The sequence below is a fragment of the Luteimonas salinisoli genome (genome assembly GCF_013425525.1).
Lineage (GTDB): Bacteria > Pseudomonadota > Gammaproteobacteria > Xanthomonadales > Xanthomonadaceae > Luteimonas > Luteimonas salinisoli.
In genome coordinates, this window is record NZ_JACCKA010000024.1 from 61033 (window position 1) to 83470 (window position 22438).

At 71.1% G+C, this 22438-nt stretch carries 21 protein-coding genes and 1 tRNA gene; 6 read left to right on the forward strand and 16 right to left on the reverse strand.

Annotation, left to right across the window (positions count from 1 at the left end; all coding sequences use genetic code 11):
• Nucleotides 1-132: 132 nt before the first annotated feature.
• Both H0E84_RS02985 and H0E84_RS02990 read left to right on the forward strand, forming a co-directional pair.
• On the forward strand, nucleotides 133-1662 hold the full coding sequence (locus H0E84_RS02985) for a YadA-like family protein (protein WP_180677141.1): 1530 nt from the start codon (nucleotides 133-135) through the stop codon (nucleotides 1660-1662).
• Nucleotides 1663-2011: 349 nt separating this feature from the next.
• Nucleotides 2012-4201 (forward strand): YadA-like family protein, encoded by a 2190-nt coding sequence (locus tag H0E84_RS02990; protein WP_180677142.1) that lies wholly within the window; start codon nucleotides 2012-2014, stop codon nucleotides 4199-4201.
• A 127-nt stretch (nucleotides 4202-4328) separates the two neighbouring features.
• Here the strand turns inward: H0E84_RS02990 and H0E84_RS02995 are convergent, their stop codons facing one another.
• The 6 genes from H0E84_RS02995 to rplM all read right to left on the reverse strand — a co-directional run bounded on the left by H0E84_RS02995 (nucleotide 4329) and on the right by rplM (nucleotide 9650).
• Entirely contained in the window at nucleotides 4329-7091 is a 2763-nt protein-coding gene (locus H0E84_RS02995) for a protein kinase domain-containing protein (RefSeq protein ID WP_180677143.1), read from the reverse strand.
• Between the two features lie 30 nt (nucleotides 7092-7121).
• Complete coding sequence (locus tag H0E84_RS03000) at nucleotides 7122-7673, reverse strand: ECF-type sigma factor (RefSeq protein WP_180677144.1); 552 nt, start codon at nucleotides 7671-7673, stop codon at nucleotides 7122-7124.
• 137 nt (nucleotides 7674-7810) lie between these two features.
• The gene (locus H0E84_RS03005; RefSeq protein WP_180677145.1) at nucleotides 7811-8548 is read right to left on the reverse strand and encodes a 2OG-Fe dioxygenase family protein; all 738 of its coding nucleotides are present in this window, start codon (nucleotides 8546-8548) and stop codon (nucleotides 7811-7813) included.
• 121 nt (nucleotides 8549-8669) lie between these two features.
• Nucleotides 8670-8744 (reverse strand) — tRNA-Gln (locus H0E84_RS03010).
• A gap of 77 nt (nucleotides 8745-8821) precedes the next feature.
• A complete protein-coding gene (rpsI, locus tag H0E84_RS03015; protein WP_180677146.1) occupies nucleotides 8822-9214 on the reverse strand; it encodes a 30S ribosomal protein S9 in 393 nt (130 codons plus the stop codon).
• A gap of 7 nt (nucleotides 9215-9221) precedes the next feature.
• Complete coding sequence (gene rplM / locus H0E84_RS03020) at nucleotides 9222-9650, reverse strand: 50S ribosomal protein L13 (RefSeq protein ID WP_180677147.1); 429 nt, start codon at nucleotides 9648-9650, stop codon at nucleotides 9222-9224.
• Nucleotides 9651-9903: 253 nt separating this feature from the next.
• On the opposite strand from rplM, the gene coq7 reads away from it, so the two are divergent.
• Nucleotides 9904-10548 (forward strand): 2-polyprenyl-3-methyl-6-methoxy-1,4-benzoquinone monooxygenase, encoded by a 645-nt coding sequence (coq7, locus tag H0E84_RS03025; RefSeq protein WP_180677148.1) that lies wholly within the window; start codon nucleotides 9904-9906, stop codon nucleotides 10546-10548.
• Nucleotides 10549-10750: 202 nt separating this feature from the next.
• Here the strand turns inward: coq7 and speD are convergent, their stop codons facing one another.
• Entirely contained in the window at nucleotides 10751-11542 is a 792-nt protein-coding gene (gene speD / locus H0E84_RS03030; protein ID WP_180677149.1) for an adenosylmethionine decarboxylase, read from the reverse strand.
• A gap of 188 nt (nucleotides 11543-11730) precedes the next feature.
• On the opposite strand from speD, the gene crp reads away from it, so the two are divergent.
• Both crp and H0E84_RS03040 read left to right on the forward strand, forming a co-directional pair.
• Nucleotides 11731-12363 carry a cAMP-activated global transcriptional regulator CRP gene (gene crp, locus H0E84_RS03035; RefSeq protein WP_425600453.1) on the forward strand — a complete coding sequence of 211 codons (633 nt, stop codon included), beginning with the start codon at nucleotides 11731-11733 and terminating at the stop codon, nucleotides 12361-12363.
• A gap of 2 nt (nucleotides 12364-12365) precedes the next feature.
• Nucleotides 12366-12827, forward strand: coding sequence for a GNAT family N-acetyltransferase (locus H0E84_RS03040; RefSeq protein ID WP_180677151.1), 462 nt, complete (start codon nucleotides 12366-12368; stop codon nucleotides 12825-12827).
• A gap of 442 nt (nucleotides 12828-13269) precedes the next feature.
• Here H0E84_RS03040 and H0E84_RS03045 read toward each other — a convergent pair whose 3' ends face one another.
• The 9 genes from H0E84_RS03045 to H0E84_RS03085 all read right to left on the reverse strand — a co-directional run bounded on the left by H0E84_RS03045 (nucleotide 13270) and on the right by H0E84_RS03085 (nucleotide 21265).
• Nucleotides 13270-13995 carry a haloacid dehalogenase-like hydrolase gene (locus tag H0E84_RS03045; RefSeq protein WP_180677152.1) on the reverse strand — a complete coding sequence of 242 codons (726 nt, stop codon included), beginning with the start codon at nucleotides 13993-13995 and terminating at the stop codon, nucleotides 13270-13272.
• On the reverse strand, nucleotides 13992-14828 hold the full coding sequence (gene trpC, locus H0E84_RS03050) for an indole-3-glycerol phosphate synthase TrpC (protein WP_180677213.1): 837 nt from the start codon (nucleotides 14826-14828) through the stop codon (nucleotides 13992-13994). Before trpC ends, H0E84_RS03045 begins: the two co-directional genes overlap by 4 nt.
• 5 nt (nucleotides 14829-14833) lie before the next feature.
• Complete coding sequence (locus H0E84_RS03055; RefSeq protein WP_180677153.1) at nucleotides 14834-15184, reverse strand: antibiotic biosynthesis monooxygenase family protein; 351 nt, start codon at nucleotides 15182-15184, stop codon at nucleotides 14834-14836.
• A 2-nt stretch (nucleotides 15185-15186) separates the two neighbouring features.
• Nucleotides 15187-16233: an anthranilate phosphoribosyltransferase gene (gene trpD / locus H0E84_RS03060; RefSeq protein WP_180677154.1), complete on the reverse strand. Its 1047-nt coding sequence runs from the start codon at nucleotides 16231-16233 to the stop codon at nucleotides 15187-15189.
• Between the two features lie 252 nt (nucleotides 16234-16485).
• Complete coding sequence (locus H0E84_RS03065) at nucleotides 16486-17061, reverse strand: anthranilate synthase component II (protein ID WP_180677155.1); 576 nt, start codon at nucleotides 17059-17061, stop codon at nucleotides 16486-16488.
• A gap of 1 nt (nucleotide 17062) precedes the next feature.
• Nucleotides 17063-18571 carry an anthranilate synthase component I gene (gene trpE, locus H0E84_RS03070; RefSeq protein WP_180677156.1) on the reverse strand — a complete coding sequence of 503 codons (1509 nt, stop codon included), beginning with the start codon at nucleotides 18569-18571 and terminating at the stop codon, nucleotides 17063-17065.
• A gap of 426 nt (nucleotides 18572-18997) precedes the next feature.
• Nucleotides 18998-19975, reverse strand: a complete 978-nt coding sequence (gene yegS / locus H0E84_RS03075) for a lipid kinase YegS (protein ID WP_180677157.1) — start codon at nucleotides 19973-19975, stop codon at nucleotides 18998-19000.
• Between the two features lie 233 nt (nucleotides 19976-20208).
• Nucleotides 20209-20883 carry a ribulose-phosphate 3-epimerase gene (gene rpe / locus H0E84_RS03080; protein ID WP_180677158.1) on the reverse strand — a complete coding sequence of 225 codons (675 nt, stop codon included), beginning with the start codon at nucleotides 20881-20883 and terminating at the stop codon, nucleotides 20209-20211.
• Between the two features lie 52 nt (nucleotides 20884-20935).
• Nucleotides 20936-21265 carry a J domain-containing protein gene (locus H0E84_RS03085; protein WP_180677159.1) on the reverse strand — a complete coding sequence of 110 codons (330 nt, stop codon included), beginning with the start codon at nucleotides 21263-21265 and terminating at the stop codon, nucleotides 20936-20938.
• 108 nt (nucleotides 21266-21373) lie between these two features.
• Here H0E84_RS03085 and H0E84_RS03090 point away from each other — a divergent pair, with 108 nt between their 5' ends.
• Complete coding sequence (locus tag H0E84_RS03090) at nucleotides 21374-22303, forward strand: phosphoribosylaminoimidazolesuccinocarboxamide synthase (RefSeq protein WP_180677160.1); 930 nt, start codon at nucleotides 21374-21376, stop codon at nucleotides 22301-22303.
• Nucleotides 22304-22438: the final 135 nt, after the last annotated feature.

The following is a 22438-nucleotide window of genomic DNA, read 5'->3' on the forward strand; positions in this document are numbered from 1 at the left end:
CACCCGCGTTTCGCGGTGGGTACTGCAAGCGCGGCAAACCGTCGTCCCGGCACCGGTAGCACGGCGGGCGGGGTTGCCGGGGGCGAACCCCGACGTCGCGCGACTCCACTCACATTCCTTCCGGAGCACGCCATGAACCTGCACGCCCTTCCCAGCCGCCGCCGCGTCGCGCCCACCGCACTGGCCCTCGCCCTTGGCCTCGCCTTCGCCGGCACGACCCTCGCCGGCGAGACCTGCGATCTGTCCGGCGCCGGCGAGGACGATGGCGGCGCTGCCGCTGCCGGTATCGATGCCATCGCCTGCGGTACCGGGGCGGTGGCCAGCGGCGAAAGCTCCACCGCCTATGGCAACACCGCGACCGCTTCTGGCGACGAGAGCACGGCCACGGGCGACGCCAGTCTCGCCACCGGCAACATGTCGACTGCGACTGGCGCCCGAAGCAGGGCCACCTTCGAGGGCGCGACCGCCACGGGCGCCCATAGCTTCGCCACGGGCGCATCCAGCACCGCCACCGGCAACATTGCCCAGGCAACCGGGGCCTTCAGCACCGCCACCGGTTCCGCCAGCATCGCGGGCGGCAGTTCCAGCACCGCCACCGGTGTTGCCGCCGAAGCCACCGCCGCTTCTGCCACGGCGACCGGAAGAGCCAGTCACGCCACCGGCGCCGGCAGCACCGCCACCGGGGCTTCCAGCACGGCTTCAGGCGAAGGCAGTACGGCAACCGGCGTCAGCAGCGTTGCCTCGGGGCTGCGGAGCGTCGCGCTGGGCGCCGGCAGCCAGGCCACGGCCGAGCAGGGGATCGCCATCGGCGTCCTCAGCCAGGCGAGCGGGCAGTACGGCACCGCGGTCGGCAGCAACAGCGTCGCCGCCGGTCAGAACAGCACGGCGCTGGGCGACGGCAGCGATGCCCTTGGCATGGCCTCCGCTGCGCTCGGCGCCGACAGCGGCGCCGCATTGTTCGGCGACACCGCGCTCGGTTCGGCGGCAAGCGCCGGCGGTGGATCGAGCACCGCGATCGGCTACGACAGCCAGGCCAACGCCGCCGGCTCGGTCGCCCTCGGCGCGGGATCCGTGGCCAACCAGGCGGGCACCATATCGGTGGGCAGCGCAGGCAACGAGCGGCGCGTGGTGAACGTCGCCGCCGGCACCGGCGCCAGCGACGCGGTCAATCTCTCCCAGCTGCAGGCCACGCTGGCTACCGCCAACGCCTATACCGATACGGCGGTCGCCACCGGCGGCACTGCCGCGAATGCCTACACCGACGATCGTGAGGCGGCGATCCGCGGCGACCTGGAAGCCGGCGATGCCGCCACGCTCACGGCGGCCAACACCTATACCGATCACGCGATCGAGCAGTTGACCGGCTTCGGCGAAGGCTTCGACGCGTTCCGCGCCGGCGTCGACCGGCGCTTCGAGCAACAGGACGACCGCATCGGCCGGGTCGGCGCGTTGAACGCGGCGATGATCGGGATGGCGGCCAGCGCCGCCGCGGTCGAGGACGGCCAGAGCCGCCTCGGCTTCGCGATCGGTGAACACGACGGCAAGCAGGCGTTCTCGATCGGCCTGCAGCAGCGCATCGGCAAGCGCGTTGCGCTGACCGTCGGTGGCGCCTTCAGCGGCTCCGAGCGCTCCACCACGCTGGGCGTGGGCATCGGGTTTTGACCGGCAAGGCCGGACGAAACACGGGCGCGGGACAAACGGGCGGTGGAGGTAACCGGAACGAACGCCGGTTCCCTCCCCTCGTAGAGCCGAGCTTGCTCGGCTGCCCTCGGTGCCGAAGCGGCAGCGCTCGCCGGACAGAACCTGCCTCCCCACACGACACCGCGATGCCCGCACGCGTCCGCGGCGAATTTTTTTCATTCCGGTGATGGGTCCGCGGGCCCTTCGCCGGTTGGTTCATCAAGCGCGACGTGGCCGTCGCCCCGGACGCCGGGGCAGACCCGGCCGACCGCACCCGGTCGAGGGCATGCCCTGCGTGGTCGCGCGACCCAATCTTTCAAGGACAATTCACATGAAATCCATCCGCATGATCCCTTCCCGCGGCCAGCGCCGCGCGCTGGCCGCCGCCATCGCCCTGTGCCTCGCCGCCAGCGGCGCCGCCTCGGCCGGCGATGTCTGCGATTTCGAGGCCGCCGGCGAAGACGGTGGAGGTGCGACGGCATTGGACGCGCAGAGCCTCGCGTGCGGCCGGGACGCCACCGCGGGCATGCAGGCCACCGCCGTGGGACCGCTCGCGACCGCCAGCGGCAGCTTCACCGTCGCGATCGGACTGGGCGCGGAGGCGAGCCAGATCTACAGCTCCGCGATTGGCCACGGCAGCGAGGCTACCGGCGAGTACGCCACGGCGACCGGGGCCCGCAGTACCGCGAGCGGTCAACGAAGCACAGCAACCGGGGCCAACAGTCTCGCGTCCGGCGACTTCAGCAGCACATTCGGCACTACCAGCCAGGCCACGGCAGCCTGGTCCACGGCGCAGGGTGCGTACAGCGCTGCGTCCGGCCTGGGCAGCACGGCCGTGGGCAGCTACAGCCAGGCGACGGGCGCGAATGCAACCGCCCTCGGAGGCTGGCTTGATCTCAACAACAACGGCCAGGTGGACACCGGCGAACGCACCCGTGCGTCGGGCGACCGTTCCACCGCGCTCGGCGTGCGTGCACGCGCCCAGGCGAACCTGGCGACCGCCACCGGCGCCGAGGCCTTCGCCAGCGGCATCTCGAGCACGGCCACGGGCGCCGGCAGCACCGCATCGAACACCTTCGCGACTGCGACCGGCGCCGGCAGTTCGGCCAGCGGCGGCGCCGCCACGGCTACCGGCTACCTCAGCTCGGCCGGGGGCGCCGCCGCCACCGCGAACGGATTCTGGGCACACGCTTCCGGCGAGTACAGCGCGGCCTACGGCAGCGAAACCCGGGCCATCGGCGACTACGCCACCGCGATCGGCTACCAGAGCGAGGCGCAGGGGGACGGCAGCATCGCCCTCGGCACCCAGAGCCTTGCGGTGACGACTGGCGCGATGGCCCTCGGCAGCAACAGCAGCGCCACCTCCACGGCGACCACCGCGGTCGGCACCGGCAGCGACGCCACCGGCGAGGGCAGCACCGCCCTGGGCCATTCCAGCGACGCCTCAGGCGAGCACGGGACCGCCCTGGGCGGCGCCAGCAACGCGTCGGGCGTGTACAGCACTTCAGTGGGCGCGCTGAGCACGGCCGCCGGCCATAGCAGCACAGCGCTGGGGCGCAGCAGTTCCGCCATCGGCGAGTATGCGACTGCGATCGGATCGGGAAGCTTCGCCAATGGACTCGGCGGCACCGCCGTGGGCGCGGAAAGCACCGCCGGCGACGACAGCACCGCGCTGGGAGCGGCAAGCGCCGCCACCGGAACGGGCAGCGTGGCCCTGGGGCTGGAAAGCCGGTCCTTCGGCGACTTCTCCTCGACACTGGGCGGTGGCAGCGAAGCCTATGGCGTAGGGAGCGTCGCACTCGGCTCAGGCAGCATGACAACGACCGAAGCCTCCAATGCAGTGGCTTTGGGAGCACTCTCGGTGGCCACCCAGGCCGACACCGTATCGATCGGCAGCGCCGGCAGCGAGCGCCGGCTGGTCAACGTGGCGGCCGGCACCGGCGCCACCGACGCCGTCAACGTCTCGCAACTGCAGGCGACACTGGCCACCGCCAATGCCTACACCGACACCGCTGTGGCCACCGGCGGCACGGCGGCCAACGCGTACACCGACAACCGCGAGGCGGCGATCCGCGGGGACATGGAAGCCGCCGATGCCGCCACCCTCGGCGCGGCGCAGGCCTATGCGGATACCGGCGATGCCAGCACCCTGGGCGCGGCCAACGCCTACACCGACGCGCAGATCGCCGGTCTGGTCGGATCCGACCCTTCGTCAATCAGCGGGAGGCTCGACGCCCTGGAAGACCGCTTCGACGACGTCGACCGCCGCCTGCATCGCCAGGACCAGCGGATCGACCGGCAGGGGGCGATGGGCGCGGCAATGCTCAACATGGCGATCAACGCCGCCGGCTCGCAGAGCCCGCGCGGGCGCATCGCGGTCGGCGCCGGCTTCCAGGGCGGCGAGCAGGCGCTGTCGGTCGGCTACGGCAAGCGTGTCGGCCAGCGCGGTTCGTTCTCCCTGGGTGGTGCCTTCAGCGGTTCGGAACGTTCGGCCGGCATCGGCTTCGGCCTGGACCTGTGATGCCGTGACCCGGCACCGACGCTGTCGGCAACACGGGAGCGGAGACGCCTGTCTCCGCTCCTTTTTTTGTCGAGCGCCGGGCCGCGTCACCGGAAAGCAGGCGAGCGGATTACCGCCATCCTGCGGTTCAGTGCCGCGAACTTGTCGGCTGCAGCGCCGCCTCGGCCACGACGAGCCGCCGGAGCAACGCCTCTTCCGCCACCAGTTCACGGCGCAGCGGCAGCCCGGCCAGCCGCAGTTGCTCGTCTGCCGCCTGGGCCCGCCCCTGGATCAATAACACCTCCGCGTAGGGAACCCGCCATCGACCGATCAGCACTGGGTCGGCCCAGGCCGCGGCAGGCGATGCCAATACCCGTTCCCATGCCTGGCTCGCCGCGGCCCAGTCCTGGCGCCGCTGTGCCAGCTCGGCCGCCAACGCGGCGGGACGCATGCGCATCAGGGCGTTGTACTCGCCGCGGCCCAGGTCGATCTCGGCCAGCGCGGCCTCGGCCCGGTCCAGGTCGCCCTTGCTGAGCAGCCATTCGGCGTGGCCGAGGCGCGCCAGCAACACACCGGCGTGATCGTCCGGATAACGCGCCGCCCATACCGCCAGGGCGCGCTCCACCAGGGGCTGCGCTTCCTGTGCGCGATCGTTGCGGGCCAGCAGCCGGCCGAGCACGGTCTCGATCCGCAGCACCCGGCGCTCGTCCTCGCCCAGGTGCATCCGCCGGATCGCCAGCGCGCGACGCCACAGGCGCTCGGCCTCCGCCACCGCCCCCCGGGCCTCCTCCAGGTTGGCGAGGTTGTTGAGGATGCGCGCGTAGTCCAGGCTGTCGTCGCCCGCCACCCGCGCCATGATCGCCAGCGCCCGACGGTAGTGCGTGCGCGCCTGGCCATAGTGCCCGATGTCGTGCAGCAGGCCGGCCAGGTCGACGTGAGCGTTGGCGACCCGGTCGCTGTCCTCGCCGTACAGCGCCCGGGCCAATTGCAGGTTCTCGTCCTGCACCGGCCTGGCCGCGGCGATGTTGCCCTGTGCGAACAGGCTCATCGCCAACCCGTGCAGGGTCATCTGGGTATCGACCGAACGCTCGCCGAGTCCGCGCCGGATCGCCAGCGCCTCCCGATAGCTGCGCTCGGCGCGCGCCAGTTCGCCGCGCCGGCGGTACAGCTGGGCGAGGTTGTACAGCGTGCGGGCCCGTTCCCCCGGCGAGGCCGGCGTGGCATGTTCGTCGCGCAGCGCCAGAGAGGCCATGAAAGCGCGTTCGGCATCGACGAAATCGCCCTTGGCGGTCAACGCCAGACCGAGCACGTCGTAGGCCTCGGCGCTCTCCTGGCCCCGGCCGGAGGATTGCCGCAGCGCCAGCGAGCGCCGCGCGGCGGCCACCGCAGGCTCGCCGTACTGGCGCTGGCTCAAGGACAACGACAGCTCGCCGAGCGCCTCCGCGGCCAGGCCGGGCTGGGCCACCTCCGGATCGAGAAACTCCTCGGCAGCCTGGGTCAGCAGGGCCTCGGCACGCTGCGGCTGGCCGAGATTGCGATAGGCGCGCCCCAGCACGGCGCGCAGGCGGGCGCGCACCGCCGGTGTCGCATCGAGTGCGTCGTCGATGCGTGCGGCACTGGCATCGAGCACCTGGCGGGCACTCACGACCTCGGTGCCTCTGGCGCCGCGCATGTGCGGATCGGCGGCGTCGAACGCCGCCACCAGGAAGTCGCTGACCTGGTTGGCGACCACGGACTCTCGCTCGACGCGTGCGCGCTCCTCGATCAGCCGCCAGACGAAGGCCGCGCTCGACAGCAACAGCAGCAGCACGACCGAGCTTTCCCGCCAATGCCGTTGCAGGAAGCGCCCGAGCCGGTAGTGCGCCGTCCCAGGGCGGGCGGTCACGGGGCGCCGGGCCAGGTGGCGCTCGATGTCGAGCGCCATCGCTTGCACCGAGGGGTAGCGCAGCACCGGATCCAGCGCGCATGCGCGGCCGACGATCGCATCCAGATCCCCGGCCAGACGGCGTCGCAGCGCCCGATCCGCCAGCGCCGTCGGCAGCGGCACCGGCCGTGCGCGATCGGCCGCACTGCGGCCGATCGTGCGGTCAGCGAGCAATTCGGTCAGCAGTACGCCGAGACTGAACACGTCGCTGGCGACGCCGACCTGGGCGCCGGCCAGCAGTTCGGGACTGGCATAGGCCGGGGTGCAGAAACCGCTGGCGTCGTCGCGCTGCCCTTCGACCATCACCCGGGCGATGCCGAAATCGAGCAGCACCGGTTCGCCGCTCTCGCGCACCAGCACGTTGCTGGGCTTCAGGTCGCAATGCACGATCAGGCGCTGGTGCGCCGCCTGCACGGCCGCGCAGATGCGCAGCAGCAACCGCAGGCGTTCTGGAATGCCCAGCGCGCGCTCGGCGCAATGGCGATCCAGAGGCAGGCCGGCGATGTACTCCATCACCAGATACGGCTGGCCTGCCGGCGTGCTGCCGCCATCGTAGAGACGGGCGATGTTCGGGTGCTGCAGTTCGGCCAGGATCTGCCGCTCCGCCGCCAGGCGCTGCCCGGTGGCGGTATCGTTCAGACTGCCGCGCAGCAGCTTGATGGCCACCCGCTGGCGGAACTGCTCGTCGACGCGTTCGGCGACGAACACCGCGCCCATGCCGCCGCTGGCCAGGCGCTCGACCAGTTGCCAGGCACCGAGGCGGTCGCCGGCCTGCAGTTCGCTGGTCGACAGGGTGGCCATCAGCGCGCCGAGCGGCTGCAGCGCGCGGTCGAAGCTGGCGGTCTGTGCGCTCAGCAGCGCCAGGGCCTCTGCGATCAGCGCCGGATCGTCGCTCAGGTCGCGCAGGCGCTGCGGCCACTGCGCCGACGGCAGGTCGCAGACCGCGTCGAACAGTTGCCGCAGATCCTGCCAGCGCGCAGCTTCCACGATCAGGGCTCCCTCGGTCGCAGCCGCCGGCTAGGCCAGCTGCCGGTTCAACCAGGCCCGCGCGAAGCGCAGGTCGCGCTCCACGGTCGGCACGGAAATCCCCAGCACGCAGGCGATCTCGCGACGCTCCATGCCGCCGAAGTAGGCCATCTCCAGTCCACGCGCGGCGCGCTCGTCGCGGACGGCCAGCCGCTCCAGCGCCTGGTGCAGCGCCAGCACGTCGTATTCGGCGCGATCGCCCGCCTCCCGGTCCGCATGCGAGAGCGTGAGCATCGCGACATCGCCGCCGCGCTTCTCCGCGGCGCGGGCGCGGGCGTGGTCCACCAGCACCGCGCGCATCTTCAATGCCGCCAGGGCGAAGAAATGCGCGCGATCCTCCCAGTCGGTGTCCGTGCCCAACAGGCGCAGCAGCGCTTCGTTGACCACCGCGGTCGGCTGCAGCGTCTGGTCGCCGCGGCCGCGGCGCAACCGTGCCGCGGCCATGCCCCGCAGCGTGTCGTAGACCTGCGCCAGCAGGCGATCGCGCGACACCTCGTCGCCGGCACGCCAGTCGTGCAGCAGCCCGGTCAAATCCTGATCCATGCGCCTGCTCCCCACAGGCGGCCGCCGCCGCCCTGCGCATCGCATCCTAGCCCAGCCGGGACGGCAACACTGCCTTCGCGCCGCCCAATGGCATGTCTCCCGGACGGATCCGCCGACGATCGGCCGGGCCGTTCGCGCTAGTCTTCGCCCTGGAAGCCCCCGGCCCGGAAGGTCAGCACCAGGGTGTCGCGATGACCGGTGCCGTCGAGCGGCTGGATCGGCGTGGACTCGTGGATCACCCGCGCATCGTCGAGGAACAGCAGCGACCACGGCTCGGCCAGGGTGAAACGCTGGCCGTTCGGGCCTTCGGCCTCGAACACCCGGGTCTCCCCGCCCTTGATGCCGTGCCGACCGACCACCAGCACGGCGACGTAGTCGACGCCGTCGCGGTGCGCGCCTTCGGGCGTCGGCCGGCCGATGCCGTCGCTGGTGTCAATGCGGAACTGGTGCGCCTCCACGTGCCAGGGCCGCGCCGGGCGGAGCGCCGAACACAGCCGGCCCAGGCCGGCCAGCAGCCCGGCCCACGCCGGCGCGGCCAGCGTCTCCGGCTCGACCGGCTCGAACCAGCGGCGCATGCCGCCGTGGAGCGCGTTGTACTCGCGCGGTTGCCAGTGCGCGCGGTGCGGCACCTGCGCCACCTCGCCGTCCTCGACCAGGAAGCAGGCATGCCGGCGCCGCCGGTAACGGCCGCCGTCCAGCAGCCAGACATCGGGCGGCAACCGATCCCAGGCCGGTCGCATCGCATCGAGGGCGGCCAGGTCGCACCCCGCCAGGGCGGCCACCCCGGCCGGCGGGACCACGGCATAACCGCGTTCGAGCACGGCCGGTACCAGGGCGTCGGCGGCGACGTAGAGCGGAGGGAACGGCGAGGTCATCGGGCGATCCTGCTTCGCCGGACCGGCCCGGCGCCTGCGGCCGGGCGGGCCGGCAACGAAAAAAGCCCGCCTGGCGGCGGGCTTTTCGGCCGGAGGCCGCATCGGCGGCCATCGACTTGGTTGGCAGCCCCGGATGGATTCGAACCACCGAATGCCTGAGTCAGAGTCAGGTGCCTTACCACTTGGCGACGGGGCTATGCAGGGGATTGTAACGCCGTCGGCGCTGAAAAGTCGCCGAACGGCGGGAGCGGGCCCCGGAGGGCCCGCGCCGCATCAACGCTTGGAGAACTGGGTGGCGCGGCGGGCCTTGTGCAGGCCGACCTTCTTGCGCTCGACCTCGCGCGCGTCGCGGGTCATGAACCCGGCCTTGCGCAGCTCCGGCTTCAGCGACTCGTCGTACTCCACCAGCGCGCGGGCGATGCCCAGGCGGATGGCGCCGGCCTGGCCGGTGGTGCCGCCGCCGAGGGTGGTCACGGTGATGTCGAACTTGTCGGTGTTCTGGGTCAGCTCGAGCGGCTGGCGCACGATCATGCGCGCGGTCTCGCGGCCGAAGAACTGGTCCAGCGGGCGGTCGTTGACGGTGATGTTGCCGCTGCCCTTGCGCAGGAACACGCGCGCGACGGAAGACTTGCGGCGGCCGGTGCCGTAGTTTTGGGTGATAGCCATATCTGCCTCAGATCTCCAGCGGCTGCGGCTGCTGGGCGGTGTGCGGATGCTCGGAGCCCTTGTAGACCTTGAGCTTGCGGTACATGGCGCGGCCGAGCGGATTCTTCGGCAGCATGCCCTTGACGGCGATCTCGATCACGCGCTCCGGGTGGCGATCCAGCGCCTGGGCCAGGGTCTCGGTCTTGAGGTTGCCGATATAGCCGGTGAAGCGGTGGTAGAGCTTGTCGCTCAGCTTCTTGCCGGTCACGGCGACCTTCTCGGCGTTGACCACGATGATGTAGTCGCCGGTGTCGACGTGCGGGGTGAAGACGGGCTTGTGCTTGCCGCGCAGGCGGCGGGCGATCTCGCTGCTGAGACGGCCGAGGGTCTTGCCGGTGGCGTCGACGACGTACCAGTCACGCTGGACGGTCTCGGACTTGGCGCTGAAAGTCTTCATGACTGGATCGATCTCTGTCGGTCGCTGGTCGGGCTGGTTCCGCGGTGGGGCCGGCGGAACGTCGCCTCGCGATGTGAATTGCGGAACGCAAGAGGCGGAATGATACCGGTCGCGCCCGGGCGCCGCAAGCGACCCTGCCGGCCGGGCGCGGCGGCTTGGCCGCCCCGGCCGATACGGCGAAGATGGAGCCTGTCCTGCCGAGCCGCCCGGCCGCGATCCGGGTCCACGGCGACCCGCCATTCCAGGAGTTCCCATGGCCCCCGCCCGCTCGCACTCGCCTCTCGACCAGTTCCTCGGTCAGGCCCAGCACGCGCTGGAGACGGTATTCGGCACCCCGGCCGCCTCGCGCCCCAATCCGGCCGCGGACACCGCCGAGATGGACCTTGCCCCCGAGGAACGGCGCCACGCCGCCGGACTGATGCGCATCAACCACGTCGGCGAGATCTGCGCCCAGGCGCTTTACGTGGGCCAGGCCGCCGTGGCGCGCGACCCGGCCACCCGCGCCCACCTGATGGAGGCGGCACAGGAGGAGACCGATCACCTGGCCTGGTGCGCCGAGCGCCTGCGCGAGCTGGACGACCGCCCCAGCCTGCTCAACCCGCTCTGGTACGCCGGCAGCTACGCGATCGGCGTGGCCGCCGGTCTGCGCGGCGACGGCTGGAACCTCGGCTTCGTGGTCGAGACCGAGCGCCAGGTCGAAGCCCACCTGGAGGAGCACCTGCGGACCCTCCCCCCCGCCGACCTGCGCAGCCGCGAGATCCTCGGCGTGATGAAGGCCGACGAGGCGCGCCACGCCGACAACGCCGAGACCGCCGGCGCCCGCGTACTGCCGCAGCCGATCCCGGCGGTGATGGCGCTGGCGTCGCGGATGATGAAGGCGGTGGCGTACCGGATCTAGTACGGGCCCCGGGCCCGCACTAGATCCGGCGGGAATGGGGAATCGGGAATGGGGAATCGGAACAGCAAGAGCCAAGGACGAGGACCGGACATCCGGCTCCCGGCGGCCTCGACCGGGAGCGCCTGCATCGCCGGGCCGTTCGCCTGTCGGACAGTTCGCTTTGCCGATTCCCTATTCCCGATTCCCCATTCCCGGAACCTCGTCAATCGACGAGGTTCCTCCCGTGGTACAGCTCCTCGATCTCCCGCTTGAGCCGCGCCTCGATCTTCATCCGCTCCTTGAACGAGAGGTTGCGCGCCTTCTCCTCGAACAGGTACTGGTCGAGATCGAAGTCCTTCAGGTGCATCTTGGTGTGGAAGATGTTCTCCTGGTAGACGTTGACGTCGAGCATCTCGTAGCGGGCCTTGATGTTCTTGGCCAGATAGTCCTGGATCGAGTTGATCTTGTGGTCGATGTAGTGCTTCTTGCCCTTCACGTCGCGGGTGAAGCCGCGCACCCGGTAGTCCATCACCACGATGTCCGATTCCAGGCTCTCGATCAGGTAGTTCAGCGCCTTCAGCGGCGAGATCACCCCGCAGGTGGCCACGTCGATGTCGGCCCGGAAGGTGGCGATGCCGTTGTCCGGGTGGGTCTCCGGGTAGGTGTGAACGGTGATGTGGGACTTGTCCAGGTGCGCCACCACCGCGTCGGAGATGACGCCCTTCGCGTCCTTGCGGTCGATCACCGGCTCCTCGGAGATCAGGATCGTCACCGAGGCGCCCTGCGGATCGTAGTCCTGACGGGCGATGTTGAGGATGTTGGCGCCGATGATCTCGGCCACGTCGCTCAGGATCTGGGTCAGGCGGTCGGCGTTGTAGGCCTCGTCGATGTACTCGATGTAGCGCCCGCGCTCGTCCTCCGAGGCGGCGTAGCAGACATCGTAGATGTTGAACGACAGGGCCTTGGTGAGGTTGTTGAAGCCCTGCAGCTTCAGGCGAGGCAGTGGTTTGACCACAGCGGTCGACCCCCGGGTTGGACGTGAAAACGTGAATTATGGGGCAAAGCGCGCCCCCCCCGCGACAAGAGGGTTTGCCCCCCGGCCCGCAACCGCCTACTCTCGCCTTCTTCCCCCGATTTGTTCAGGTAATGAACCCGACTCCTGTGGCCCTGATCAACTCCTATCACCGCCCCTCACATCCCCTCATGCCCTCTCCGGCGACCATCGAAAGGTTCCTCGCCCACTGCCACCGGCGGCGCTATCCGCCGCGCACCGACATCTTCCGTCCGGGCGATCCCGCCGGCACTCTCTACTACGTGGTCAGCGGCTCGGTCAGCATCATCGCCGAGGAGGACGATGGCCGCGAGCTGGTGCTGGGCTACTTCGGCAGCGGCGAGTTCGTCGGGGAGATGGGGCTGTTCATCGAATCGGACAGCCGCGAGGTCATCCTGCGCACCCGGGTCCAGTGCGAGCTGGCCGAGATCAGCTACGAGCGCCTGCAGCAGCTGTTCGACGGCAGCCTGGCCAACGACGCCACCCAGATCCTCTATTCGATCGGCGCGCAACTGTCGCGGCGGCTGATCGACACCAGCCGCAAGGCCGGGCGCCTGGCCTTCCTCGACGTCACCGACCGCATCATCCGCACCCTCCACGACCTGACCCGCGAGCCGGAGGCGATGAGCCACCCGCAGGGCACCCAGCTGCGGATCTCGCGCCAGGAGCTGGCCCGTCTGGTCGGCTGCTCGCGGGAGATGGCAGGACGGGTGCTGAAGAAGCTGCAGGTCGACGGCAAGCTGCACGCCCGCGGCAAGACGATCGTCCTGTACGGGACGCGGTAACCGTGCGGCCCGACCTGCAGGCCCTGCCGGACGCCGATCTGCGCAGCGCCTCGCCGGTCGATGCCGACGACGTCGCCGCCCTGCTGACCGAGCTGGGCTACCCCTGCGACGCCCGCGACGCCGCCGGGCGCATCCGCAGCATCGTCGACAACGACCGCCAGGCGCTGGTGGTCGCGCGCTGCGGCGGCGAAGTCTGCGGCCTGCTGGCGCTGGACTTCATGTACTACCTGCCGCTGGACACCCTGACCTGCCGCATCACCGCCCTGGTGGTGCGCAACGACGCCCAGGGCCGCGGCCTGGGCCGGCAGTTGCTGCGCGAGGCCGAGCGCCGCGCCCGCTTCGCCGGCGCCGCCCGGCTGGAGATCACCAGCGGCTCGCAGCGCACCGACGCCCACGCCTTCTACAAGGCCTGCGGCTACAGCGACGGCACCCTGCGCTTCATCAAGCGGCTCGGCGACGCCTGACCCGATACGCAACCCGCGACCGCGCCCCGATCCCCTTGAACCGTAGAGCCGAGCTTGCTCGGCTGCGCAGGCTCCGTAGCCGGCACCCGGAACCAAAGAGCAGCGGAGCAAGCTCCGCTCTACGGGACACATGCGGCCATCGGGCGGGGGTTGGCGCCGCAAGTCGCTCCTCGATACTCGCTTTGTTGCGACACCCCCCCCGATGGATCGGAACTGGTCGGCAAAAAAAGATCCGATAGAGCGGAACCGACCCGCACCGCTGCTTTCCCGCCCGATGGGCGCGTCGTCTCGAGCGGGCCGGGGAATGCGTGACAACCAAGCGAGTATCGGGGAGCGACTTGGCACGTATCCCCCGGCCCGCCCCCCGGAAGACGCTGTTGCGCCTCTCCCGAAAAGCCTTTCACATACTTCGCAGCGCCGAAGGATCTCCGGGATGTGGCGGTCAGCCCCGGGGCGGAGGCTCTCCGCCGCGGTGGCGGCAGCCCCAGTTGAGGATCGGCGTGCCCGGCGGCAGCACCCGGCGGAACATCTCGACGCTGTCGCGCTTGGGGTTCACCACCACCGGCGCGCGCGCCGCCTTCAGCAGCGGCAGGTCGGCGCTGCTGTCCGAATAGGCGATGTCGACGGTGGCGTAACCCGCCTCGCGCAGCATCCGCATCTTTTCCTCTGCATGGCAGTGCCGGGTCGCCACCACCGCCCCGAAGCGCGGGCCGAGCGCCGAGCCGATCACCGGCACCGCCTCGTGCGCCACGAACGCCAGGATCGCCCGCGCCAGCTCCGGCGGCGCCCCGGTGGCCACCACGACGCGATCGCCGGCGGTGCGGTGGCGGTGCAACACCTCCAGCGCATGCGGCAGCAGCCGCTCGCGGATGCCGGGCGTATCGTGGGCGACGTAGAGATCGATCAGCGCGTCGACGGTGCGTGGCCGATGCAGGCCCACGGTAGCGATCCAGACGTAGCCGGAAACGCCGTACCGGCGCGTGGGCAGGAACGCGACCATCGGCCCCAGCAGAGGCGTGGCCAGCAGGGCCAGCGCGGTGCGCCAGATCCGCCGGCGGATCAGCCAGGCGAACAGGTGGCTGCCGGAATCGCCATCGTAGAGGGTGTGGTCGAAATCGAACACCACCGTCGGAGCGTCGGTCCGCACCGGAGGGAACTGCGCGCTCATGCCGGGAAGAACAAGCGCCGCAGCGCCGCGCCGGGGTCGGCCTCGCGCATGAACGCCTCGCCGACCAGGAACGCGTCGATGCCGGCGGCGCGCAGCCGCGCCACATCGGCGGGGCCGTGGATACCGCTCTCGGTGACCAGCCTGCGCCCCGCGGGCACTTCCCCGCGCAGCGCCAGGGTGGTGTCCAGCGAAACCTCGAAGGTGCGCAGGCTGCGGTTGTTGATGCCCAGCAGCGGCAGGCGTCCGCCGCTGCCGGCGATCCCGGCCGCCCGCGCCAGCTCCTCGCCGTCGTGCGCCTCGATCAGCACGTCCATGCTGAGCTCGAGCGCCTGGCCGGCGAGTTCTGCCAGGCGGCCGTCGTCGAGCGCGGCGACGATCAGCAGGATGCAGTCGGCGCCGAGCACGCGCGCCTCCAGCACCTGCCAGGGATCGATGGTGAAGTCCTTGCGCAGCACCGGCAGGCTGCAGCTCTCGCGCGCCATGACCAGGTACTTCTCGGCGCCCTGGAAGAAATCGGCGTCGGTGAGCACCGACAGGCAGGCCGCACCGCCCTGCTCGTAGCTGCGCGCGATCGCCCCCGGCCGGAAGTCCTCGCGGATCACCCCCCGCGACGGGCTGGCCTTCTTGATCTCGGCGATCACCGCGGGATCGCCGGCGGCGATGCGGCGCTCGATCGCCGCGGCGAAACCGCGCGTGGGCGGCGCGTCGGCGAGGCGTGCGGCCAGCTCGCGCTGCGGGCGCGCGGCCCTGCGCTCGGCCACCTCCTCCGCCTTGCGCCGCAGGATCGTCCGCAGGATGTCGTCGGCGGCCGGACGCGCCGGCCGGTTCGGCATCGGGCTCATGACGCGTCCGCGGCCTCCCAGCCGTAGGCCCGTTCCACCTTCGCCACCCGCAGCACGTAACGCGCATACCACTCGCGCCGGCCCTGCTCGCGGATCACCGTGTGCTCGGCATGACGCCGCCAGGCGAGGATCGCCTCCTCGCTCTCCCAGTACGACACGGTGATGCCGAAGCCGTCGCCGCCGCGGACCGACTCGATGCCGAGGAACCCCGGCTGTCGCTGCGCCAGTGCGCCCATCCGTTCGGCCGCTTCGGCGTAGCCGTCGTCGCCACGGCGGGTGCGCCGCGAAGCGAACACCGCTGCGTAGTACGGCGGCTGCGGCAACGGGGCGAAGGCGGCGTCGTCCATCCTCAACCCTCCTCGCCCTGCCCGGCCAGGCGCCTGGTGGCGGCGACGAAGGCGTCCAGCCTGGCGCGGGCCGCCCCGGTCGCCATCGCCTCGCGGGCGCGGCCGATGCCGTCGGCGATCGAGCCAGACACCCCGGCCACGTACAGCGCCGCCCCGGCGTTGAGCGCGACGATCTCGCGCGCCAGCCCGGGCTTGCCGTCCAGCGCCTCGAGCAGCATCACCCGCGACGCGGCCGCATCGGCGACGCGCAGGTTGCGGCTGGAGGCCATGGCGATGCCGTAGTCCTCGGGATGGATCTCGTATTCGCGCACCTGGCCGTCGCGCAGTTCGCCGACCAGGGTGGCGGCGCCGAGCGAGATCTCGTCCATGCCGTCGCGGCCCCAGACCACCATCGCGCGCTCGGCGCCAAGTTCCTGCAGCACTCGCACCTGGATGCCGACCAGGTCCGCGTGGAACACGCCCATCAGGATCGCCGGGGCGCCGGCCGGATTGGTCAGCGGGCCGAGGATGTTGAACAGCGTGCGGACCCCCATCTCGCGCCGGACCGGGGCCACCGCCTTCATCGCCGGGTGGTGGACCGGGGCGAACATGAAGCCGATGCCGGTCTCGTCGATGCTGCGCGCCACCTGCTCAGGCTGCAGATCGATCGCCGCACCCAGCGCCTCCAGTACGTCGGCACTGCCCGATTTCGACGACACGCTGCGGTTGCCGTGCTTGGCCACGCGCGCGCCGGCCGCGGCGGCAACGAACATCGCCGCGGTGGAGATGTTGAAGCTGTGAGCGCCATCGCCGCCGGTGCCGACGATGTCCACCAGATGGGTACGGTCGGCGACCTCGACGGTGCGCGCGAACTCGCGCATCACCTTGGCCGCACCGGCGATCTCGCCGATGGTCTCCTTCTTCACGCGCAGCCCCGACAGGATCGCCGCGGTCATCACCGGCGACACCTTGCCGCACATGATCTCGCGCATCAGCCAGACCATCTCGTCGTGGAAGATCTCGCGGTGCTCGATGGTGCGCTGCAGGGCTTCTTGCGGAGTGATCGACATGGGGCTCGGACGGGAATCGGGAATCGGGAATCGGGAATCGGGAATCGGGAATCGGGAATCGGGAATCGGGAATCGGGAATCGGGAATCGGGAAAAGCATAGCGGCTTTTGACCGTCATCCCGACGCAAGCCGGATCCAGGCGGTCCGGAGGCGGCATCGCCGTCTGTCGTCGGCGGCGGCAGGGCGATGGATCCCGGCGCGCCTCGGGGCGACGCTGCCGGGCGGGATGACGATGCGGGTCCACCACGCCGCCTACCGCCGCAGGAAATTCTCCAACAGCGCGTGGCCGTGCTCGGTGAGGATCGACTCGGGGTGGAACTGCACGCCCTCGACCGGGTGCTCGCGGTGGCGCAGGCCCATGATCTCCTCGAACTCCCCGTCCAGTTCGGTCCAGGCGGTGATTTCCAGGCAGTCGGGCAGGCTGTCGCGCTCCACCACCAGCGAGTGATAGCGGGTGGCCTCGTAGCCGTCCGGCAGCGCCGCGAACACGCCCTGGCCACGATGCCGCACCGGCGAGGTCTTGCCGTGCATGATCCGCTGCGCGCGTACCACCCGCCCGCCGTAGGCCTGGCCGATGGCCTGGTGGCCCAAGCACACGCCGAGGATCGGCGTGGTCGGCCCCAGCCGCTCCACCAGCGCCAGCGACACCCCGGCCTGGTCCGGCGCGCATGGCCCCGGAGAAATCACGATCCGCTCAGGGCGCAGCCGCGCGATGGCGTCGACGTCGAGCGCATCGTTGCGCTCCACCCGCACCTCCGCCCCCAGCCCCTGCAGGTACTGCACGAGGTTCCAGGTGAAGCTGTCGTAGTTGTCGATCATCAGCAGCATGTCACAGCCCCTGCGCCGCCTGCGCCACCGCGCGGAACAGCGCCCTGCCCTTGCTCATGGTCTCTTCCCATTCCTTCTGCGGGTCGGAGTCGTGGACGATGCCGGCGCCGGCCTGCACGTGCAGGCGGCCGTCCTGGATCACCGCGGTACGGATGGCGATGGCGGTGTCGGCATCGCCGTGCCAGCCGATGTAGCCGACCGCGCCGGAATACACGTTGCGGCGGATCGGCTCGAGCTCGCGGATGATCTCCAGCGCGCGGATCTTCGGCGCGCCGCTGACGGTGCCGGCGGGAAAGGTCGCGCGCAGCACGTCGGCGTAGGAGAGGCCCTCGCGCAGGCGGCCGGTGACCTCGCTGACGATGTGCATCACGTGGCTGTAGCGCTCGATGCCGAAGCGCTCGCCGAGTTCGACCGTGCCCGGGCGCGAGACGTGGCCGACGTCGTTGCGCCCCAGGTCGATCAGCATCAAGTGCTCGGCGCGTTCCTTGGGATCGGCGAGCAGCTCGGCCTCGAGTGCGAGGTCTTCTTCCGCGGTCCGGCCGCGCGGCCGCGTCCCCGCGATCGGGCGTACCGTGACCAGGCCGCCCTGCGCCGCTCCGGACCCGCCCGGGGTCGCCTGCTCCAGCCGCACCAGGATCTCCGGCGAGGAGCCGACCACCTGGGTGCCGCCGGTGTCGATGAAGTACATGTAGGGCGACGGGTTGAGCGCGCGCAGGGCGCGATAGACGTCCACCGGCCGCGCGTTGAACGGCACCGACAGCCGCTGCGACAGCACCACCTGGAAAATGTCGCCGGCGCGGATGTATTCCTTGGAGCGCTCGACCGCGGCGATGAAGCCCTCGCGGGTGAAGCCGGAGACGAAGTCCGCCTCCTCCAGCGCGGCGGGCTGCAGGGTTTCCGGATAGCCGGCGCCGGCATGGCGCAGGCGGTGGGCGAGCGCATCGAGGCGACGGCTGGCGCGCGCCCAGGCCTGCGGCTGGCGCGGGTCGGCGTGCACCACCAGGTACAGCCTGCCCTTGAGGTTGTCGAAGACCGCCACCTCTTCCGACTCCATCAGCAGGATGTCGGGGGTGCCGAGCTCGTCGGGCTTGTCGCCTCCGGCCAGGCGCGGCTCGATGCAGCCGACGCACTCGAAGCCGAACCAGCCGACCAGGCCGCCGCTGAAGCCGGGCAGGCCCTCGAGCACCGGCACCGAGTGGGCGCTGCGCAGGCGCTCGACCTCGGCGAACGGATCCTCGACTTCGCGCGACTCGACCGCCTCGCCGTGCTCGCTGACCTCGAGCCGATTGCCGCGGAAGGCGTACACGCGCGCGGCGGGCAGGCCGATGATCGAGTAGCGCCCGAAGCGCTCGCCGCCCTGCACCGATTCGAACAGGTAGGTATGCGGCCCGTCGGCGAGCTTCAGGTAGACCGACAGCGGCGTGTCGAGGTCGGACAGGACCTCGCGCACCACGGGGATGCGGGTGTGGCCTTCAGCGGCGTACTGCTGGAAGCGGCTCTGCGTGATCACGCGGAAACTCCTCGGGAGACGGTGGGGCGGAAGCGGCGGTGGACTGCGGCCACCATCGCCAGGCCCGGTCGGCCGAGGAGGAACGCGGGATCGGAAGGGCGCGCATGGCGCCTACTGTACCGGCTCGGACCGGGCCTTGCGATCCCGGGGATCGCAGGGGAGCTGTCGGAGCCGGCTTCGAAGTCCGGGCCGGCGCCCTCGTGTAAGAGCGGCCCATGGCCGCGAAGGCCGCGGGTGGCTCCGGCCGGGTGTCGGTAATTCCGGGCATGGCCGCCGGCGCCGGCTTTCGCTGCGGGTGACGCTCTTCGGGCGGTGATCCCGGGCATTGCCGACCGCGCCGCTCTTCGCGTGCATGGCACGCTCCTGCGCGGGAGCATCGGTGCGGCGGTGGCCGCAGGCGCGACGGTGGCGATACCCGGCAGGCGCTCAGGCCGATGCGTCACGACCTTCGGATTGCGCGGCCGCGGAGACCGCGCCGCCGGCCAGCAGCGGAGACGCGGACGGCAGGTGCATGCGGACACGCGCCGCTACGCATTCGAGGCGGAACCTCTGCGCTTCGACGGGCTCGCCGTCGAGATTGAGCACGATCGATTCGCCCGCCTCGATCTCCAACCACGGCAGGCGCGCGCGCACCGCCACCTGATCGAGCGCGGCGGCGCGGCCTTCGCTGACCACCCGGCCCAGGGTGGCGGCGACTTCGCCTTCCAGTTCGGGCACCACGGTGAGATCCAGCAACCCGTCGTCCACCAGGGCGTCCGGGCACAGCGCCTGGCCGCCGCCGGCCTGGCGGCCGTTGCCGATGCCCAGGGCGATGAAGCCGCCCTCCCAGGCGAAGCCGGGGCCCGAGATCCGCGCCTGTAGCGGTTCGATCCGGCCCATCCTGGCGATCCCGGTGATCAGATAGGCCAGGCCGCCGAGCATCTTCTTCAGACCCTCGTTGGTCTCGACGGTAATGCTGGTCCCGAAGCCGCCGCTGGCGAGATTGGCGCACCAGTGCACCGCGTCGCCCGCCTCCACCCGCAGCAGGTCGATCGGCCGCGCGGGCTCGGCGAGCGCCAGCTCCAGCGCCGCCAGCGGCTCGGTCGGGATACCGGCGGCCGTGGCGAAATCGTTGGCGGTCCCCAGCGGCACGAGCGCAAGCGCCGGCAGTCCCGCCGCCGCCTCGTCGCGAGCGGCAAGCGCCGCGGCGATCTCGCTCAGGGTGCCGTCGCCACCGGCGGCCACCAGGGTGGTCGCCCCGTCGTCGATCGCCGCGGCCACGAGGCGTGCCGCATCGCCGGGCTTCCAGGTCACTCGCACTTCGACCACCGCGCCACGGTCGCGTAGCGCGCGCACCGCTTGACGCAGCGAATCGTCGTCGGCCGACTTGCCGTTCAGGATCAGCCGCAGGTGGTCCGGAGTCATCGCGAGGCGTCGCTGGGGGAGAGGCGCGCAGGCTAGCAGCGAGGCCTCCCGGCGCACCGTGAATGTCACCGGACCGTCATCGTCGACGCGTAGCGTGAGAGTCCATCGCAGGGACGACGGACGGAGGCGGGATTGCCTCCAACAGGCACGGCGGCGCCGGTGGACTTCCACCGGCGCTGTTTTTCTTTGGCACGCCGCCGAAGCATGGGCGCGCCGGCGCCGCTCGCCTGAGGTCAGGCCGCGTCCGCGGCGATCGCCCGACGCATCCGCGAGATCACCTCCGCATAGTCGGGCTGGCCGAAGATCGCCGAGCCGGCGACGAAGGTGTCGGCGCCGGCCGCGGCGATCGCGCCGATGTTGTCGGGCTTCACGCCGCCGTCGATCTCCAGGCGGATCTCGCGGCCGCTGGCGTCGATGCGCTCGCGCACCCGGCGCAGCTTGTCCAGCGCCGAGGGGATGAAGGCCTGGCCGCCGAAGCCGGGATTGACCGACATCAGCAGCACCAGGTCCAGGTCCTCGAGCACGTAGTCGAGCACGTCCACCGGGGTGGCCGGATTGAGCACCAGGCCGGCGCGGCAGCCCTCACCGCGGATCAGCTGTACGGTGCGATGAACGTGGCGGCTGGCCTCGGGATGGAAGCTGATCAGAGTCGCGCCGGCACGGGCGAAGTCGGGCACGATCCGGTCCACCGGCTCGACCATCAGATGCACGTCGATCGGCGCGGTCACGCCGTGCCCGCGCAGCGCTTCGCAGACCAGCGGGCCGATGGTGAGATTGGGCACGTAGTGGTTGTCCATCACGTCGAAATGCACCCAGTCGGCGCCGGCCGCGAGCACCTTGTCCACCTCCTCGCCGAGGCGGGCGAAGTCCGCGGACAGGATCGAGGGGGCGATGACGGCTGGCAGCATGGTTCGGCTCGGGTTCGGATGAATGGGTGGAAGCGCGGGGCCGACCGGCAGATCAGCCGCGCCCGCGCAGGCTGCGGATGCGGTCGTAGGCGCTGTTGATCTCCTGGGCCTTCTTCTCCGCCTGCGCGCGAACCTCGGGGGCGGCGCCGGAGAGGCGGTCGGGATGGTGCTGCGCCATCAGCCGGCGGTAGGCCTGGTCGATCTCCGCCTCGCTGGCGTCCTCGCCGATCCCGAGCACCCGATAGGGCGAGGCGCGACGCGGGAACAGCCAGTCGGCGTCGAAGGCGTGGCCGATCAGCAGGCCGATCAGCCCGCCCGCCGGATGCCGCATCAGCAGCCATCCGGCGATGAAGCCGAGCAGTTTCCCGTACCAGCGTTTCATCGCCACAGTGTAGTGGCAGCCGCGGCCACCGGCGAGGCGCTGCGGCCCGCATGCATCCGCACCGCAACCGCACTACACTGCCCGGCCCGATTCCGTCTGGGTGCCTGCTTGGCCACGACCCTGCTCGCTGCCGACCTGCCCGGCCTCCACCTGCGTCACCGCGGCAAGGTGCGCGACGTGTTCGACCTCGACGACGGCCACCTGCCGGCGCAGGCGCGCGGGCGCGGCGAACACCTGCTGATCGTCGCCACCGACAGGCTCTCGGCATTCGACGTGGTGCTGCCCGACCCGATCCCCGGCAAGGGCGAGATGCTGTGCCGGATCAGCAATTTCTGGTTCGAGCGCACCGCCCACCTGATGCCCAACCACCTGGTGGACATCGATGTCGCCGCGGTGCTGCCCGAGGGGGTGGACCCAGCGCCGTACGTGCAGCGCTCGGTGGTGACCCGGAAGCTGCGCCCGGTGCCGGTGGAGGCGATCGCCCGCGGCTACCTGATCGGAAGCGGCTGGAAGGACTACCAGCGCACCGGCTGCGTCAGCGGCATCCGCCTGCCCGACGGCCTGCGCCAGGCCGAGCGCCTGGCCGAGCCGATCTTCACCCCCTCCACCAAGGCGGCGGTCGGCGAGCACGACGAGAACATCGACTTCGACACCGCGGTACGCACCATCGGCGCCGAGCTCGCCGAGCAGATCCGCGATGCCACGCTGCGGCTGTACCGCTTCGCCGCAGAGCATGCCGCGGCCTGCGGCATCCTGCTGGCCGACACCAAGTTCGAGTTCGGCACCGACGCCGACGGCCGGCTGTACGTGATGGACGAGATGCTCACCCCGGACTCCTCGCGCTACTGGCCCGCCGACGCCTACCGGATGGGCAGCAGCCCTCCCAGCTACGACAAGCAGATCGTGCGCGACTACCTGGAAACGCTGGACTGGAACAAACGGGCGCCCGGCCCGCGCCTGCCGGCCGAGGTCGTCGAGCGCACCCGCGCGCGCTATGCCGAAGCGCTGCAGCGGCTGGCCGGGATCCGGGTCGACTGAAGCGGCAGGACCGGCCGTGCGCGGCGAAGGCCAGGCCGGAGCGCCGCCCTGGGCGCCCGCAAAGCGCTGGAAGGCCGGCCGGCGACAAACCGCGGCGGCAGGATCGCGATATGCTCCCGTGCTGGATTTCCAGCC